The 19,051-nt window shown below is 35.1% G+C and carries 15 protein-coding genes; 7 read left to right on the forward strand and 8 right to left on the reverse strand.

Features of this window, described 5'->3' with window-relative positions; translation table 11 throughout:
* The 4 genes from CIK00_RS09795 to CIK00_RS09810 all read right to left on the reverse strand — a co-directional run.
* Positions 1–547, reverse strand: a 547-nt coding sequence (locus tag CIK00_RS09795; protein WP_324762278.1) for a helix-turn-helix domain-containing protein, incomplete at its 3' end; no start/stop codon positions are given.
* 416 nt (positions 548–963) lie between these two features.
* Positions 964–3,060: an ATP-binding protein gene (locus CIK00_RS09800; protein WP_101768694.1), complete on the reverse strand. Its 2,097-nt coding sequence runs from the start codon at positions 3,058–3,060 to the stop codon at positions 964–966.
* A gap of 4 nt (positions 3,061–3,064) precedes the next feature.
* On the reverse strand, positions 3,065–4,228 hold the full coding sequence (locus CIK00_RS09805; RefSeq protein WP_101768789.1) for an FIST signal transduction protein: 1,164 nt from the start codon (positions 4,226–4,228) through the stop codon (positions 3,065–3,067).
* A 438-nt stretch (positions 4,229–4,666) separates the two neighbouring features.
* Positions 4,667–5,104, reverse strand: coding sequence for a hypothetical protein (locus CIK00_RS09810; protein WP_101768695.1), 438 nt, complete (start codon positions 5,102–5,104; stop codon positions 4,667–4,669).
* A 1,650-nt stretch (positions 5,105–6,754) separates the two neighbouring features.
* Here CIK00_RS09810 and CIK00_RS09815 point away from each other — a divergent pair.
* Together CIK00_RS09815 and uspE are read left to right on the forward strand one after the other, a co-directional pair.
* A complete protein-coding gene (locus CIK00_RS09815; RefSeq protein WP_080157434.1) occupies positions 6,755–7,510 on the forward strand; it encodes an FNR family transcription factor in 756 nt (251 codons plus the stop codon).
* 271 nt (positions 7,511–7,781) lie between these two features.
* Positions 7,782–8,729, forward strand: a complete 948-nt coding sequence (gene uspE / locus CIK00_RS09820) for a universal stress protein UspE (RefSeq protein ID WP_101768696.1) — start codon at positions 7,782–7,784, stop codon at positions 8,727–8,729.
* An 84-nt stretch (positions 8,730–8,813) separates the two neighbouring features.
* On the opposite strand, the gene ttcA is transcribed toward uspE, so the two are convergent.
* Complete coding sequence (gene ttcA, locus CIK00_RS09825; protein ID WP_101768697.1) at positions 8,814–9,707, reverse strand: tRNA 2-thiocytidine(32) synthetase TtcA; 894 nt, start codon at positions 9,705–9,707, stop codon at positions 8,814–8,816.
* 162 nt (positions 9,708–9,869) lie between these two features.
* Positions 9,870–11,048 (reverse strand): D-alanyl-D-alanine carboxypeptidase family protein, encoded by a 1,179-nt coding sequence (locus CIK00_RS09830; RefSeq protein WP_101768698.1) that lies wholly within the window; start codon positions 11,046–11,048, stop codon positions 9,870–9,872.
* Between the two features lie 344 nt (positions 11,049–11,392).
* Between CIK00_RS09830 and CIK00_RS09835 the strand changes: the two genes are divergently transcribed.
* Together CIK00_RS09835 and CIK00_RS09840 are read left to right on the forward strand one after the other, a co-directional pair.
* Complete coding sequence (locus CIK00_RS09835; protein ID WP_101768699.1) at positions 11,393–12,877, forward strand: carboxypeptidase M32; 1,485 nt, start codon at positions 11,393–11,395, stop codon at positions 12,875–12,877.
* 156 nt (positions 12,878–13,033) lie between these two features.
* On the forward strand, positions 13,034–13,276 hold the full coding sequence (locus CIK00_RS09840; RefSeq protein ID WP_101768700.1) for a hypothetical protein: 243 nt from the start codon (positions 13,034–13,036) through the stop codon (positions 13,274–13,276).
* A 105-nt stretch (positions 13,277–13,381) separates the two neighbouring features.
* Here CIK00_RS09840 and pepT read toward each other — a convergent pair whose 3' ends face one another.
* Together pepT and CIK00_RS09850 are read right to left on the reverse strand one after the other, a co-directional pair.
* A complete protein-coding gene (gene pepT, locus CIK00_RS09845) occupies positions 13,382–14,611 on the reverse strand; it encodes a peptidase T (RefSeq protein WP_101768701.1) in 1,230 nt (409 codons plus the stop codon).
* A 302-nt stretch (positions 14,612–14,913) separates the two neighbouring features.
* Positions 14,914–15,744, reverse strand: a complete 831-nt coding sequence (locus CIK00_RS09850) for a hypothetical protein (protein ID WP_101768702.1) — start codon at positions 15,742–15,744, stop codon at positions 14,914–14,916.
* Between the two features lie 445 nt (positions 15,745–16,189).
* On the opposite strand from CIK00_RS09850, the gene potA reads away from it, so the two are divergent.
* From potA to potC, 3 genes are read left to right on the forward strand one after another with little or no spacing between them, the layout of a single operon-like run.
* Positions 16,190–17,308: a spermidine/putrescine ABC transporter ATP-binding protein PotA gene (gene potA, locus CIK00_RS09855; protein WP_101768703.1), complete on the forward strand. Its 1,119-nt coding sequence runs from the start codon at positions 16,190–16,192 to the stop codon at positions 17,306–17,308.
* Positions 17,292–18,149: a spermidine/putrescine ABC transporter permease PotB gene (gene potB, locus CIK00_RS09860; protein WP_101768704.1), complete on the forward strand. Its 858-nt coding sequence runs from the start codon at positions 17,292–17,294 to the stop codon at positions 18,147–18,149. Before potA ends, potB begins: the two co-directional genes overlap by 17 nt.
* Complete coding sequence (gene potC, locus CIK00_RS09865; RefSeq protein WP_101768705.1) at positions 18,149–18,916, forward strand: spermidine/putrescine ABC transporter permease PotC; 768 nt, start codon at positions 18,149–18,151, stop codon at positions 18,914–18,916. Before potB ends, potC begins: the two co-directional genes overlap by 1 nt.
* Positions 18,917–19,051: the final 135 nt, after the last annotated feature.

Consider the following 19,051-nt stretch of genomic DNA (forward strand, 5'->3'; position numbering starts at 1 on the left):
AATCAAACGCAGATTCTGTTTCGCTAAACCGCAAGTTCATCAGTTTGCCGGTGGCATCATCAATGAAAACCAACAAACAACATTTGTCGCTGCGGCCTTCAAACCAATCATGATGTGAACCATCTATCTGAATTAACTCACCATAACAATCGCGACGATAACGAGGTTGATAAATGCAAGGCTTACGTTTGAAATGCGGAACCCAAAGGCCATCAGCGATCATCCATTGACGTAAAGTTTCTAATCCGATCTTAATACTGTGGCGTTCAATCAGTTTTTCACGTGCCAATGTGGGTCCGAAGTCTGCGTAATATTCGTGGATGAGATTTAAAATACGCAGCCTATGATTATCATCATAACGATGATTACTTGGCACACCGCGTAGTTGTGAAAGTAATCCGCCAGCACCGAACTGAGTAAAGCGTTTTACTAATCGTGATACTTGACGACAACTCAAGTTAAGTCGACGGGCAGCTTCAACACCAGTAATTTGTTTATCACAAACATCTTGAATAACTTTGATTCGGCTTAATTCATTTTCAGTCATAGTGAGCAACATTTATTGATTCCAGTTCATAGCAAAACCTATGATCTGAATATAGTTCAACATGACATTTCTAACGGGTTCAAACCGGACATTTCTAAATGGGACCTACACCATCAGTGCGCATTATGTATATTATGTTAAATAGGATATCAAGTAACGATATCCTTGTGTGGGATCCTATAAATCGCTCTTTCCATACTCCTCTCTTAACTTTTGCGTTATCAGATTAGTTAAGAATGCCTATTTAACAGTATTCTCGATTTACCATAAAATAGGCAATTAACACTAAATTAAAATACTTCCTACACATTACACATATTCATTTTGCTTGAGACTTAAATTTATCATTAATTACTTATAGACAAAAAAATGGACAGCTTTAATGGCTATCCATTTTTATCAACCTAACGCGAATATTATAATTTATTCGTTGTTTCTTCCTTTAGGTTTTGATATTTACTTAGTATTAAATCTAGTTCTTCAGGCTGTATTGGTTTAGCTAAAAAGCCATTCATACCAACTTGATGATAAAGAAATTGATCATCAAGCATTACATTTGCTGTTAATGCCACTATTGGAGTGTTGATATTGAGCTTTCTTATCTGTTTAGTTGCTTCTAACCCATCTAAAATAGGCATTGATATGTCCATAAGCACTAAATCAAACAATTCGTGACACTGTAACAGTTTTAATATGGCTTCTTTACCATGGTTAGTTATCGTTACCTTGTGCCCACGTCGTTCTAGCATTAATTTAGCAACGAGTTGATTTGTTGGGCTATCTTCTGCGAGTAATATATTAAGATAAAAATTTGATGGTATTATTTTTTCCTTTGCTAGATTTGGTTTTTGATGAATTGCAGTAACTATTGGAAACGTTACTTTAAAACAACTACCAACATCCATCTTACTCTCGAGGCTAATATTACCATGCATTTTTTTGATCAATAATTCGCTAATAGTTAATCCTAACCCTGTGCCACCATACTTACGTGTAATGCTGCCATCAGCCTGATGGAATGGGTTGAAAAGATTATCTTGTGCATCCTTAGAAATACCAATGCCCGTATCAAAGACAGACACTTCAATATTATTATCTATTTTATTCGCGACGATTTTAACTGAACCAATATCTGTAAACTTAATCGCATTACCAATAAGGTTAAACATGATTTGAACAATTCGATTTTTATCAGAAAAAATATATTCTGGAATTGAATTATCCATATAACACTCTAATAGTATGCTTTTTTTATCAGCTTCTGGTTGAAGCTGATTTTTTACTAGTGTAATGCTCTCTAAAAGGCTTATGTTACTATTAAATAATTCGAAACTACCTGATTCAATACGAGATAAATCAAGGATGTCATTAATGATGGTCAAGAGTAAATGTGCTGATTGCTCCATTTGTCCCAACCATTGTTGTTGCTCATTCTCTAGGCCTGAAGAAGACAACATATCCATAAAACCTAGTACGGCATTTAGTGGTGTGCGAATTTCATGGCTCATCATTGCGATAAATTGAGACTTTGCTTTGTTAGCTGCTTCGGCTTGTTGACGAGCTTGCTGTAAATCAAATAATCGTTTTTTTCTTACGCTTATATTTTTTACAGTACCGCGATAACCAAGCAATAAGCCATGTTTATTATAATAAGGTGTACCACTAAAACTGAGCCATTGTTCTTTTTTATCAATAACTAGATGCCACTCTAAATCTTCAAATGATTCGTTTTTTTGTAATTGTGAACAGAATTTTTGTTTAAAATCCTCATGACCATCAAAAAAATCTAAAATATTATTCTTATCTATTAAATGGTTAGCGATTTGAGATGCTGAAATATAACTAAACTTATAATCGGTATCAATTTCCCAGAACCAGTCACCCACAGTACGAGCAAAGTCTTTAAACCGTTGTTGGCTATATGTTAATTCCTGAGTACGTACAGTAACTAATGATTGTAATCGTTCTCGGTAGTCAATATCAATGATTGCACGTTCAAGTAATGGTCTGAATCTATTAAGAACACGACGGCAACTGGTTGTGAAATGTCCTTTTTCACAGCTCATTAAAATAATCATCGCATCGCCAGAACTGATTTTTACACCCGTAATTAAACTCGAATGACAAATATTTAACAAATCAGGACTTTTATTTTTAAATTCTTCAATATCTTTAGGTGAATATAAAGCGATACATTCACCATTTATACAGCGATTAAACGTACTACTGACTTGCCAATGATTAAAATCAAATGTAGAAACAGTACTCATTAATACTTGTAAATCAGATGCTTCATCATCCCGAGTTAAAACGATTGCGTTATCAAAGGCAATGAATTTTCTTAATACTTCTAATAAGCTATTAAAAACTTGACGCTTATTATTCGCGCCAGCCATTGCTGAAACACCTTCAAGGATCGCTGCATTTTCTATACGTAACTGACTTTCTCTTTCTTGTGTTCGCTGAAGATCTAACAATGTTTCTTGCAGTTTCTCTGCGTCAAAACCAATCATTCAATTAGTCCCTATGAAAAACAACAGCAGAAATCATCAAATTTCCATGAGCATTTTCACCCGTAATAAATTGCCCTTGTTCACCAAAAGTGAAGGGACAAACAAAGGGTTTATTATGCATTGCTATATTTACAAATGATGCGACTTCTTTCATTCGCTTTTGAACTTTAAGCATACAGCCCGCGCAATAGATTGTTATCCCTCCAATTGGATTTAATTTAGTTCCATTTGTTGCAGTAATAACACGTCCAGCCCTGGTTATTAAACGCTCATCGGTGCCCGACATAAAATATAAACGCTCCCCTTCAATAATTGAGGCAAACATTTTTAATCCATTAGTTTGAGTGACCATTAAAGGATGCGCTAATTTAAAATATGGTAAATCATGAATAGTCCCAACCAAACGGCCTAGAGGATTTAAGCTACTTTCATTAATAATACTGCTATTTGTTTCAAACTTTTGTTTTATCCATTTTTGATAGACATCAGCTGCAGGTTCATGATCTAGTTCAATAAGTTCACGACCACGGACTTTTGTCGCAATAGCTGAATGTGCCGTTGCTGCATAACCAGAATGGAAGGAAAAACTCACCTCACAGTTTGGATAAAAAACAGCAATACCTATACCCTTTTGTGTTTGTTGTTCTTGGTTAAATATTTGCCATTTACCCTGAACATTATCATCAGCAGCACTACCACCAATGATTGCAATATTTTTCCCAACAACATCTTCTATACCTCGAATGACTTCTTCTTCATTACCAGGTGTTGCATGAAGTAATATTAATGTTGGTGATTCACCAAGGCGTCCACTATTATTAATTGCTTTTAGAATAGCTTGTCGGGCAATATTAAAAATAGATCCATTAGAAGAAACAATAGATGTTCCATAAGCGCCAGATATATCATTGATAGCCCAAAGAGCAATTCCTTGTCCATTAATATACCCATCTTCTGTCATGAATCCCTGACAAGATGAACATGCAAGAAATCGTGTATCTGGATAGCGTTTGGTTAATACTGATTGTAAAATATCGTAATTATAATCTTCCGAAAAATACAACAATAATAATGAAGGCGGTGCTATCTTTTCATCCAATATATTGATTGCGTCAACTATTGCATCATAAGAATCATCTAATACTGAAAAGCTTGTTGCAATATCCATAGCCATATCTTTTTATATTTTTCCTTATCATAATCATTTTTCCGAATACAATCAGTAGGCAAATCATTTTTATTTGTTATTTTTCCCCTTATCATTAATAATTAACCTGTTATCTCCTATCATAGTACAGTTAATAGACTCATCGAGTGTTATTTTACATTCAATTGTTCAAAATGTTATCTTGATTACAACTAACACTAGCAGTATTGAAAATATTTACACTTGAAAATATTAAGTAATCGCCATTGATATTAATGCAATACATCAACTTATTGCTGACAAGTCTAAAGTACATTTTTGACCAGTAGATATTGCTAATAAAAATAACAATCATGTTTATTATAAATGATGTTATTGCACTCAAGTAGAATTTATTACAGGATGGATTTTAGGGATTGATGGCAGAGTGCCAAGAAAAATAAAATAACATCGTTTATTTTATTTAGTAACGGTAAATTCAGATGAATAGATATTCTGGTTAATTTTAATATCAATGTTCCATGTCATCTTATTATGAGTAGATTGAGGAACGGTAAACTTCCCAACCCAACCATCTTTTTGTTGCGTAAATATAATAGGCAAGATACCCATATTCATAGTGACACCACTAACGCTTGCACTTGGATTAATATCAACTGGGTTAATATATAATTCTACTAATGTATTTGCTTGTGGTTTTGTTTGAGATAAACTTACTATTATCTTCTTATTATTAATATTAAAGAAACAATTACCTGTATTTAAATTACAGACACTTCTTTGTACTGTAGTCTTTGACTTATATGTCACTGTTCTCCAAACAAAAGCACTAATCAAAATAATCATTAAAATAATAATTTGAATTAATCGTCCTCGAGTTAATTTTTGTGCTGCCATTTTGTATTTATTCCTTTTTATTCTTTTGGAGAAATGCTTGAACTAAAAATATGCCACATCTGATATTAACAACTAATCTTATAAGACGCTGATATTTTTCTTATTTAATTACATAGGTATAATAATAAATGATATTAACTAGTATAACATTACCAATGATTAAAGGTTATTATCATTGTAGTGAACCCATACCTATAAACCTCACTTTATCATAAAGACTCAAGGTGAAATATTAAAGCTTTAACAATAGATATGGATATTCCTGCTTCTATTGTTTTGTTGTTTATTTATAGTACAAGCATATATGCTACGTTTACTAAACAAGCCGAAGTATATTTGGAATCAATCTTTGAGTTTACAATCCCTCATCATTGGTCGATTTTTAGAAATGGATACTCATCGACATGTAGTAGTTATGAGCGCTAATTTATTAAAACTTGTCCCAACAATGCCACTCTTACGTTTGATAAACAGATTATAACTAGATCATCAAAAAGTGACATTGTCACTGTTTTACAAAAAAATATCTACCGGCTGATGGGCGTTCTTATTAAAGGATTAACCACTATAGACGAATCAATGTTAACCGGTGAATTCTAAATGTTAGGATATTATCATGTGTTAGAAATAATGCACAAAGTGAATTATGTCATTGTTGTTCCCTATATTATAGTTATAGGAGTGCCAGCAAAATCAATTATTTTGTATCAAATTATTTAAGATTATTTAAATAAATGGCAAATATTTACATGTTAATGCCTCTTTAACTCTTATTTTTATCTTACTATTACTGTTTTTTATGGGCTGTACTGAGTAATAAATTTAAGAATTTAGATTATCAAGGTCACAATATTTTGCTTGATGATGGTAGAAGAAAGCCTCAAAACCCACCTCAAAACACGATAAAAGATAAGGTTATATTGCTAACATCTGCTCATAATCGAACTGATTTTTTTAACAACATTGCTTAACCAGTGCTGGTTATTGTATTAGTCTACACAGTAGCATTGCTGCAGTTGTTACAATAGGAATGCTAAATAAGCGGTAATATTATTAGGTGTATTTATTATCTTACAACATAAGTAGAATAATTTTTCACATGATGGCATGCTTATTATAAGTCCCATTTTTTAAGTTACCACATTAAGCTAGTCAAATAATTCATTGATTTTAATGCAAATTTTTACTTATCTGATGACAATTATCTTAGGGTTATACATTGAAAAATGGTGGGTATGCCTTACTTAGATTGAACGTATTGGACATCTATTATGGTATTTTATTTTTTATAACCAAATATTCCTTACCCTTATCCTACCCGTTTAAAACAATCCCTTGGGGGTGATTAGGTCTATTTTATTTTCATATGGGTTGCCATTTATAGAGATGCTATAGATGAAGTGATAATCATGTTTGCTCTTTGTCGAGGAATATTACCCATTAAGTTAGCAATTAGATCTATAGTCGATAAACTAAAATTTTCATTAAATATACTGATATCAAGCGAATAAATGGATTTTTTATCATCATTTATAGAGCCCATACTGGTTATATTGCAATCAATCAAATATGGTAAGGTTTTTAATACTCGTAATATTGCTTCATAATATGTTAAAATATTGACCTACATCAAATTGGTTAGACAGGCATATGATCTCAGACAAATTTACTACAAAACGTATTCAATCAGGTGGATGTGCTATTCACTGTCAAGATTGCAGTATTAGCCAGCTATGTATTCCATTCACTTTGAATGAATCTGAGTTAGATCAACTGGATCAAATCATCGAACGTAAAAAGCCAATCCAGAAAGGTCAAGAATTATTCAAAGCAGGAGATGAACTGAAATCATTGTATGCTATTCGTTCAGGTACAATTAAAAGTTATACCATTACAGAGCAAGGTGATGAGCAGATCACTGCATTTCATTTAGCTGGTGATTTGGTTGGATTTGATGCTATTAATGAAATGCAACACCCTAGTTTTGCACAATCACTAGAAACATCAATGGTATGTGAAATACCTTTTGAAATTCTTGATGATTTAGCAGGTAAAATGCCGAAGCTTCGCCAACAAATCATGCGACTAATGAGCAGTGAAATTAAAGGCGATCAAGAAATGATTTTATTGTTGTCTAAGAAAAATGCTGAAGAACGTTTAGCTGCTTTTCTTTACAACTTATCATTACGTTTTTCTCAACGTGGCTTTTCACCTCGCGAATTTCGCTTAACAATGACACGTGGTGATATTGGTAACTACTTAGGCTTAACTGTCGAAACAATCAGTCGTTTATTAGGTCGTTTCCAAAAGTCTGAAATGTTAAGTGTTAAAGGTAAATATATTACAATATTAGATCATGATGAATTAGCAAAGCTTGCTGGTGTAAGTAAGAATAATAATTTATAAGTCTATAATATCCTACCTAACCTCTTTATAAGCAGGTACTTTTTAGTACCTGTTTTTGTATCTACATATAATATAGATAACCGTTTATTATCCCATTTTTACATTTTATTTCTCAAACTACTCCCCATCTTGATTACTTTAGAGTACAGTAAATAATATGTTATTTTTTTAATCACTTGATTTAAAAGTGTATCTGATAAATACAACGGTAAATGTGTTTTTTTGTTCTTATTCATTAAGAAAAGAGATTATGCCGTAGGGAGACATTATTATGCAAAAATATAAAAACATACTTGTTGTCGCAGATCCTGAACGAGAACAACAACCTGCAATATCTCGTGCTATTCATTTAGCAAAAGCTTGTAATGATGTAAAGATTATTGTTTTCCTCGCCATTTATGATTTTTCTTATGAAATGACATCAATGCTTTCTTCTGATGAACGTGACGCAATGCGTCGTGGTGTCGTTATGCAACGAGAAGAATGGCTAAAAGAAATCATACAACCACACATAGACCAAGGCATTAATATCGAAATTAAAGTCGTATGGCACAACCGTCCTTACGAGTCCATTATTGCCGATGTTTTCAGTCAAGAGATTGATCTACTAATTAAAGCAACACATGAACATCCAAAATTGGGATCTGTTATCTTTACACCAACAGATTGGCATTTATTACGAAAATGTCCAATTCCTGTATTATTGGTAAAAGGCGAAAACTGGCCAACCAATGGTAATGTTATCGCTTGTGTGAATTTATCAGCAGAAGATGAAACACATGAAGATCTTAATGACAAGATAGTAAAAGAAGCGATTGCCTTCTCATCGATTACTCATGCTAATGTTAATTTAGTTAATGCTTATCCTGCTACCCCTGTTAACATTACCATTGAATTACCAGAGTTTGATCCTGCTTCATATACAGATGCTGTTCGTGGTCATCATCTAATGACAATGAAAGCTTTACGCCAAAAGTATGCTATTGACGAAGAACAAACCTATGTTATAGAAGGTTTGGCTGAAGATGTAATTCCACAAGTTGCAGATAAAATCAATGCAGAGCTTGTGATCCTTGGTACGACAGGACGTACGGGATTATCAGCTGTATTTATTGGTAACACTGCAGAAAATACAATCGATAGTCTAAATTGTGATTTACTGGCTTTAAAACCTGATGGTTATATTAGTCCATTAGCGCCAACGTCTATTGATGAGTAAAGGCGACTATCAATAACAAAACGGCACCGACTCAATGAAGAGTAAGGTGCCATTTTTACTGACTTTTTTTGCCACTAACGGTAATTAAATGTTAGTAACATCAATGAACATACTTTCATCAATATTTGTTGATGATACTGTTGCTTCAGTGAAAGCATACTCCGCTCTCTCACCTTCACGATCCAATGGCAGATTAACAAAATCAAACAAGTTTTTATCTGCTAATTGGCTTGGGCTGATATTCTGAGTTGATTTAAAAATCGCATCAACACGACCAGGTGTCTTTTCATCCCAATCCATCAACATTGCTTTAATGCTTTGACGTTGTAGATTTTCTTGTGAGCCACAAAGGTTACAAGGAATGATCGGGAACTGCTTATATTCAGCGTATTTGATTAGATCTTTTTCACGACAGTATGTCAATGGACGGATAACAACGTTACGACCATCATCAGAGCGTAATTTAGGTGGCATTGCTTTTAAGCGTGACCCGTGGAACATATTTAAGAATAATGTCTCAACGATATCATCTAAATGGTGCCCTAATGCAATTTTAGTTGCACCAATTGTTTCAGCAAAAGAATACAGCGTACCACGGCGTAAACGAGAACATAAGCCACACGTTGTTTTGCCTTCTTCTACTTTTGCCTTAACCACTGAATAAGTATCTTTATCGACAATGTAGTAAGGAATATTTAAGCTTTGAAAATACTCAGGCAAAATATGCTCAGGAAAGCCGGGTTGCTTTTGATCAAGGTTAACCGCGACAACGTCAAAATTAATTGGCGCTGCTTTCTTTAAATTAAGCAGAATATCCAGCATCGCAAATGAATCTTTGCCACCACTAATGCAGGCCATAACAACATCACCTTCTTCGATCATGTTGTAATCAATGATGGCGTTACCCATATTGCGGCGAAGACGTTTTTGCAGTTTGTTATATTCAAGTGTTTCTTTATGGTTATCTGTCTGATTCATTACTACTTCTCGAACTACCGACGACATCGATAGTAGAATTGCGGGATAAGAATTTATAGGGCATGAATTATACGTATTTTATTGTTGACTGGAAATAGCTATCCACAATAAAAAAGCCCAGCACACAATGGCTGGACTTTTTTACGATAAATAAATCAGTAGTTACTTAAAAAAACTCATTACAAATTTCTTAACTTGATCAATCAAACGACTAAAGAAGCTGCCTTGTTCAACTGGTTCTAATGCAACAAGTGGTTGTTTACCTACTTGTTTATCATCAACTGAATAAATGATTTCACCAACTTGTTGGCCTTTCGTTATTGGCGCTTCAAGTTCACTGTTTAATTCAACGCTAGCTGTTAGTTTTTTAGTATCATTGCGTGACAGCGTCACATAACTTGTTTTATCTACACCTAATTTAATTTGGTCTTTATCACCAAACCATACTTGCTCAGTAATGATCTCATCACCCGCTTTATGAGGCGTTACTGTTTCAAAAAAACGGAAACCGTAATTTAATAATTGCTTACTTTCAATTTCACGTGTTTTGGTACTTTTTGTTCCCATAACTACGGCAATTAAACGCATGTCACCTTCAGTGCCTGAACTGGTTAAGCTATAACCGGCCCCACTGGTGTAACCGGTCTTCATGCCATCAACATTCATGCTTGGATCGTAAAGCAAGCCATTACGGTTACGTTGCGTAATATTGTTATAGGTGAATGATTTTTCACTATACAGTGGGTAAATGCTTGGTAAATCACGAATTAGCGCCTGACCCAATAAAGCAATATCATAAGGCGTGGTATATAAATCATCATTATCTAAGCCATGTGGGTTGGCAAAATTAGAATTGTTCATCCCTAATTTTTTCGCCCATGAATTCATTAAACTTACAAATGATTGTTCAGAACCTGCCACGTGTTCTGCAATAGCTACACTGGCATCGTTACCTGACTGAATAATCAAGCCTCGAAACAAATCCATTAGAGGAACTTCACTACCTACTTCAATAAACATTTTTGATGAATCAGGGAAGTTTTTTGCCCAAGCATTACGGCTAATAACAACAAGATCTTTCGCATTAATATTGCCTTGTTTCATTTCTTGGCCCGCAACATAACTTGTCATGAGTTTCGTTAAACTTGCAGGATTTAATTTTTCGTTTGCATCCTTCTCTACTAAGATTTTACCTGTATTGTAATCCATCAATACATAGCCTTTTGCACTTAATGTTGGTGCATCAGGTACAACGGTTGGCATTGCAGCAAACGCTGAAGATGATAAAGAGTAAAGCGCTGTAGCACCGACAAGCGACAAAAACCGAGTAGTCTTTTCCATGAGAGGCAAAATTCCTTTAAAAAACGATAAAATCAATCTACATAGCTATTAAGGACTTGCAGAAACCTAATAGGTATTGAGATTGGCAGCCAGTATATCGAAAAAATATAATAAAACAGGTCTTAGTAACATTGTCTTACCAATTCCTATCACTGATTACATTTATCACGTTAATTACTTTAAATATAAATCATTACGAGTAATTAACTACTTCTTATTTGATTTTTAATTAATAAATACTGCAGTGTTCGCATTTTTATTACTGAAGTAACAGAGTATCTCTATTAAATAGTTAAAGGTTGAGTTAAATTTATTGTATTGCTGTTTATCAATTAGGAACAAGTATGAATAATTACAATAAATTAGAACGTCATGCTAAGAAACTATCTCGCCTTGGCCATCTTAATGCTATTTGTGGTTGGGATCAGGCTGCAATGATGCCTAATGGTGGAGCACAAGCACGTTCAGAAGCGATGGCTGAGCTTGCTGTTATTTCACATGAATTAGCCACTGCTCCTTACTTAGATAATTGGTTTGCAGACGCAGAAAAAGAACATCTTACCGCAGAACAACGCGTCAGCCTTGCAGCCCTTAAACGTCATTGGATGATGCGGAATATTTTACCTGCCGATCTCGTTGAACAACAATCACTTACAGGTTCTCAATGTGAACATGCTTGGCGCTCACAACGTAAAGAAAACGATTGGGAAGGCTTTAAAGCCAACTTAAAGCCTGTGGTTGAGTTAGCTCGCCAAGAAGCTGCTATTCGCTCACAAGCCACAGGTTTAAGCCGTTATGATGCCCTACTGGACATTTATGAGCCAGGAATGACATCGGCGGTACTCGACGGTATTTTTGCTGACGTAAAATCATGGTTACCTCAACTCATTCAACAAGTCGAAGCTAAACAAGCGACAGAAGAAATATTACCATTATCGACTCCATTTGCTATCGATAAACAACAAGCACTAAGCCTTGATGCAATGACATTATTGGGATTTAATTTTGACCATGGACGACTAGATATTAGTACTCACCCATTTTGTGGTGGCGTACCAACAGATGTTCGTATTACGACTCGCTATGATGAAAATGATTTCACTTCTGCATTGATGGGCGTCATTCATGAAACAGGCCATGCACGTTATGAACAAGGCTTACCACAACAATGGCGTGATCTTCCTGTTGGTGAAGCTCGTTCAATGGGCATTCATGAATCACAAAGCTTATTTTGTGAAATGCAGTTAGCGCGTAGTCCTGCATTTAGCGGTTTATTAGCCCCAATGGTACAAAAATCGTTTAATTCCACAGAAGCGTCATTATCAACAGAAAACCTTCGACTCATTAATACGCGTGTAAAACCGGGCTTTATTCGTGTGGATGCAGACGAAGTCACCTACCCTGCACATGTTATTTTACGTTATGAAATTGAACGTGACTTAATTGAAGGTAAGATTGATGTTGATGATATTCCAACGATTTGGGACCAAAAAATGACCCAATATCTTGGTGTTTCAACACAAGGAAACTTCACTGATGGCTGTATGCAAGATATTCACTGGACTGACGGTAGTTTTGGCTATTTCCCAAGTTATACCCTTGGTGCAATGTATGCTGCGCAATTTATGGCAACCATCAATAAAGAAATGAATGTTGAACAGCTTGTCGCTCAACGTAACCTAACGCCAATCTTTGAATGGTTACATGATAATATTTGGAGCAAAGGCTCAACGTTATCAACCGATGAACTAGTAGAAAAAGCAACTGGGGAAACATTAAATCCAGATCACTTTAAAAAGCACTTAATGGAACGTTATTTAAGTAAGTAACCATTATATTTTTCGAACCACACACAAAAATACATTATTTATTTTACTTAATTGTAATCTTTAGCAAAATAATATCGGTTAGATCACGGTTTCATCATCATTGTTTTTTATACTCTTTATCAACAAAGAGAAAGATAACCATTAAAGGATTTAAGAATGACGTATAAAGCAGCGGATCTAAATTACCATGGCGAAAATTGTGGTGTACATAACTGGATCACAGATGGCGGCCAATCATTCTATTGGCATCCGGATTGGCTACATATTGCTGAAGATGAAACCGGTCTTTATAGTAAGCATGAGATCGAAGTTGAGAAAGGCGGAGAAATCACTAAAGGTCACGCTGTTCATGCTATTTTAAAGCGTTTAAATGAAATGCTTAGTAACGATCACGACTAAATAATCAATCTGAAATAATAAACATTGCATTCTATTAGAGAAGCCACTATTAACGAGAAATAGATCGTTGATAGTGGCTTTTATTTTAATGGTTAGCGAGAAAAATTAGGCGTATCGATTTGCTGTGTTTTCTGCAACTTTTACAATCACTTTGACTGCAAGTTCCATTCCTTCAACAGTAATAAACTCATGAATACCATGGAAGTTATAACCACCAGTAAAGATGTTAGGGCAAGGTAAGCCCATAAATGATAGTCGAGCACCATCTGTACCGCCACGAATTGGCTTTATTTCAGGCTGAACATCACAATCAATCATCGCTTGCTGAGCAATCTCAATAATGTGAGAGAATGGTTCAACCATTTCACGCATATTATAATAAGAATCCGTTAGAATAAGCTCTACTCTACCTTGTGTCAGCTTGTTGTTCAGCTCGTCCACTTTTTGTTGCATGAATGCTTTACGCTTCTCTTGACCATCACGATCAAAATCACGAATGATGTAGCCCAATTCAGTGCGAGCAACCGATGGTTCCATTGATTTAAGGTGATAAAAACCTTGGTAGCCATCAGTGCATTCTGGTGTTTCATCTGCAGGCATCATTAATTGAAATTGTGCAGCAATATTCATGGAATTAACCATTTTGTTTTTTGCCGTACCTGGATGAACGTTGACACCATGACAAATAACATCAGCAGAGGTTGCATTGAAATTTTCATATTCCAACTCACCAATCGGACCACCATCAATTGTATAAGCCCACTGCGCGCCAAACTTTTCAACATCGAATAAGTTTGCGCCACGACCAATTTCTTCATCTGGTGTAAAACCAATACAAATATTGCCATGTTTGATTTCAGGGTTAGCAATAAGATAAGCGATAGCCGTCATGATTTCAGCAACCCCCGCTTTATTATCAGCACCAAGCAGTGTAGTACCATCTGTCGTGATAATATTGTGACCGTGTAACTTATTAAGGTCTGGATACTGGAATGGAGACAAGATTTCATCACCTATTCCTAATGCGATATCACCACCACGATAGCTTTCAACAAGTTGTGGTCGAACATTTTTTCCTGATGCGTCAGGTGCTGTATCCATATGAGCGATAAAGCCAATTGTAGGAATATCACCATCTACGTTTGCTGGTAGTCGCGCTGTAAGGTAACCGTTACTATCGAGAGTAACGTTACTTAGTCCAAGAGCAAGCATCTCTGATTGAAGAACTTCCGCAAATACACGCTGCCCTACAGTACTAGGGCAAGAAGAAACTGCACCGTTAGATTGAGTGTCAAAACTTACATATTGTAAAAAACGTTCTATTAACTTATCCATAAAGTTACCTTTCTTGCTTGAGCTGACAGTTTATACCATCACTATTTATTATTAATCATATTATGATCCTATCGTAACAAAATGAAATTGAGATACATCATCATTAATGTTCATTTTTATTAGAGATATCCCTATTTTCGAATATATACAGGAGGTTTTTATTTAGAAAGCGATTGAATGGGAATGTTAAAGATATTGATCTTATGATTTTAGATGTAATATATAAAGTTATAGTGCATTAGAAGTGATACTTAAAAAAAGCTCCTTATCTAAAGGAGCTTTTCTCATATTTTGATATGAAATTACGCATTAAACGTATCATTATCAATCGGCTCACTGACATTAGCATCAGCTTTTGATTCGGGTTTATTATCATCCGCATTAGGTACCGATGTAACCTGCAATGTAATGCCAAACATATTCCGATAAATAATTGCTTTCACATTAAAGAAAAAAGGTAATGTCCAAAGTAATCCAATTCCAGCCGTTATAATCGATATAAAAAAGAAAATCATTATGACTAAATAAATAGCGGTCATTGGCATCACTTTACGAATAGTTGCCATGAATGAATATTGAATTGCTCTAATTGGAGTTACTCGCTTCTCACACACAAGTAGAATAGCCATACTTAAAGCCATTGTTAAAAATAACCCCACTAGAGGAAAAATACTACTACCAATCCCCTGAATTGAAGAAATTAATAACATTGTAATGATAGAGACTAATGTGAATGAAAAACCTTTAATAATTTGACTTGGTTTAGTTGGTAGCCCGACAGAGTGATTAAGCGCCATTAAACTTACACCAACATACAAAGGCGCAATTAGTACATCAGACCAAAAGTTAGCCATAAAGCCAGCTTTTAAAATCTCAGCGGTAAACCCCTTCCCTGTAATAAAAGCATCAAAAAATACACTCGGATTTCCTAATTGTACTTTTAGGCTTAATAGCAACAATGCGATTTGTGCAATAAATAAACAAATAACAGCAGGTAAAAATTTAGTAAAATTCTTTGCTGTTATCTTAAACGCTTCTTGAAGAACAGCTATTGGTTGTAGATCAACATCGCCAACCATTGCTTTTTCAATTGAACCGCCAACGTGAAAACTTTTTTTAGTTGTCTCTTTCATACTCATATCATCATTATTCGGGTATATGTATTGTACGTTACTCATCATTGTACAAAAACACTATTCACGTAAAAATTTATTTCAATACCTCATTGCTGTATGAAAAACAAACAATAAATAACAAGTAAGGCGATATGTACTGCTTTCCCCTGTTTTATTATAAATAGTCATCCACGATTATTGAACGTAAGTAATAATTTTTTGAGCTTAAACATAAAACATTCTTATTATTACTTTAATCGTAATTTATTTTTTCAATATTATTTGTAATAGCGGCCATATTGCTATGAATCAACGTGCTATCATTAAAGAAAGTAGCTGTTAATCTGTAAATTTAGTAAGAAAATGCTTTAAATTGAAAGACTACAGGTCTATTATGCGCCCCTAATTTTAGCCAAAATATTGGGGCATAACCAATCAGTCCCAAGGTGGAGATAACGTAGAATTGAACGTTGTAAAAACATCTAAGAAACCTGTAATTCAGCTGAAGGGTCTTTGTAAAAGCTTTGACGGTAAGCAAATCATTACAGGTTTGGATCTAGACGTAAACGATGGTGAATTTTTAACCATTTTAGGTCCATCAGGCTGTGGTAAAACCACAGTGCTTCGTCTTATTGCTGGCTTTGAAACTGCCGATGACGGTCAGATCACCATTGCCAATAAAGATGTTACTGACATTCCAGCTGAACAACGTCTCGTTAATACGGTGTTTCAGAGTTATGCACTGTTCCCACATATGACAGTGTTTGAGAACGTCGCGTTTGGTTTACGCATGCAAAAAGTGCCATCGAGTGATATTGAACCTCGAGTTATGGAAGCATTGCGTATGGTGCAACTTGATAAGTTTGCCCCTCGTAAACCTCATCAATTGTCTGGTGGCCAGCAACAACGCGTTGCTATTGCCCGTGCAGTTGTTAATAAACCAAAAGTTCTTTTGCTTGATGAATCACTTTCTGCGCTTGATTACAAATTACGTAAACAAATGCAGCTTGAACTGAAACAACTTCAGCGAAAACTTGGTATTACTTTTATTTTCGTAACTCACGATCAAGAAGAAGCACTATCTATGTCCGATCGTATTATCGTTATGCGCGATGGTTATATTGAACAGGATGGCAGCCCTCGTGAAATTTATGAAGAACCGACCAACCTCTTTGTCGCTCACTTTATCGGCGAAATCAACGTGTTTGATGCTATCGTTAAAGAACGCTTAGATAGTAAGCGTATTATGGCTGATGTAGAAGGTCGTCACTCTTTAATCCACTGTGATCTTGATGTTGGCATTGGCGACAAAGTGAAAGTGCTATTACGCCCAGAAGATATTCGTATTGAAGAAATTTATAACGGTGATCAGACAACGGGTATTTTAGGCAAAGTTAAAGAGCGTACTTATAAAGGTATGACACTTGATTCTGTGGTACAGCTAGATTCTGGGAAATCGGTAATGGTTAGTGAATTCTTCAACGAAGATGATCCTGACGTAGACCACTCTCTTGATCAAAAAGTTGCCATTACTTGGGTTGAAAGTTGGGAAGTGGTGCTAGCAGATGAGCAAGAAGTTTAATCTCCAAAACATCATCATAACGATTGTTGTAAGTTGGTTACTACTGTTTGTATTTGTACCCAACCTTATGATTATCGGCACGAGTTTTTTAACCCGTGATGATGCAAATCTAATCAAGATGGTGTTCACATTAGACAACTATGAACGCCTTTTTGATCCAATGTATGCAAGAGTACTATTGCATTCATTCAATATGGCAATTACAGCAACTATTTTCTGTTTGTTGATTGGCTACCCTTTTGCGTATGCCATTGCTAAGATGCCAGAAAAATGGCGTCCATTTATGCTATTTATGGTCATTGTACCCTTTTGGACTAACTCGTTAATCCGTACATATGGCTTAAAGCTGATGCTCGGTACACGGGGAATTCTAAATAATGCGTTGATGTATTTCGATATTATTGAAAAGCCTATTCGTATTATGTACACCGAGTATGCCGTAATGATCGGTTTGGTTTATATACTATTGCCGTTTATGGTGCTGCCTTTGTACTCCGCGATTGAAAAGCTTGATAATAACTATATTGAAGCAGCGCGCGATTTAGGGGCAAATAAGCTTCAAACATTTATTAAAGTTATTTTCCCATTAACAATGCCAGGTATTATTGCTGGTTGTTTATTGGTATTACTACCCGCTCTCGGTATGTTCTATGTATCTGATTTGCTTGGTGGTGCGAAAAACTTATTGATTGGTAACGTGATTAAGAGTCAAGTACTCAACGCTCGTGACTGGCCATTTGGCTCTGCAACCAGTATTGCACTGACGTTAGCAATGGCAATTATGTTGTATGCCTACTATCGAGCAGGAAAATTACTGAATAAAAAAGTGGAGCTTGAATAATGGGTCGTTTCTTTAAATTCAGCTTTATGTCAGTGGTATATACTTTTTTGTATGCCCCTATTGTTATTCTGATTATTAACTCATTTAATTCCAGTAAGTTCGGTATGAAATGGGGCGGATTTACGACCAAATGGTATGAAGATCTGTTTAATAATGATAGTTTGATGCAAGCTGCTGGCCACTCAATTACGATTGCTGTTATTTCAGCAACAGCTGCGTCATTGATTGGTAGTTTAACGGCTGTTGCCCTATTTCGTTATAACTTCAAGGGCAAGAAGTTTGTATCTGGCATGCTATTTTTAGTCATGATGTCACCTGATATTGTAATGGCAATTTCATTATTGGCGTTGTTCTTATTAATTGGTGCTAATCTCGGATTCTTAACGTTATTACTATCACATATTACTTTCTGTCTGCCGTTTGTTGTCGTCACTGTATACAGTCGCTTAAAAGGCTTTGATGTAAAAATGCTTGAAGCAGCTCGTGACTTAGGTGCAAGTGAGTGGGTAATTTTAAAACAAATTATTCTACCACTGGCTAAACCTGCGGTTGCTGCAGGTTGGTTATTAAGCTTTACATTATCACTTGATGACGTAATTGTAAGTTCGTTTGTTACAGGACCTAGCTATGAAATTTTACCTTTGAAAATTTACTCGATGGTTAAAGTCGGTATTTCACCAGAGGTAAATGCATTAGCAACTATCATGCTGATCATTTCATTGTTCCTTGTGATTTGTTCGCAATTACTTGCAAGAGAAAAAAAGTAACATAAACAGTTTTAACGAACATTAAATGGCTAACTTACATAAAGTTAGCCATTTTTTTACCTGCGGTTTTATCACACTATTTTCAGTTTTAATTAATCGTGATATTAATTTGTATAACAATATCATTTAAACGTT

This window comes from Photobacterium carnosum, from assembly GCF_002849605.1.
Taxonomy (GTDB): Bacteria; Pseudomonadota; Gammaproteobacteria; order Enterobacterales; family Vibrionaceae; genus Photobacterium; species Photobacterium carnosum.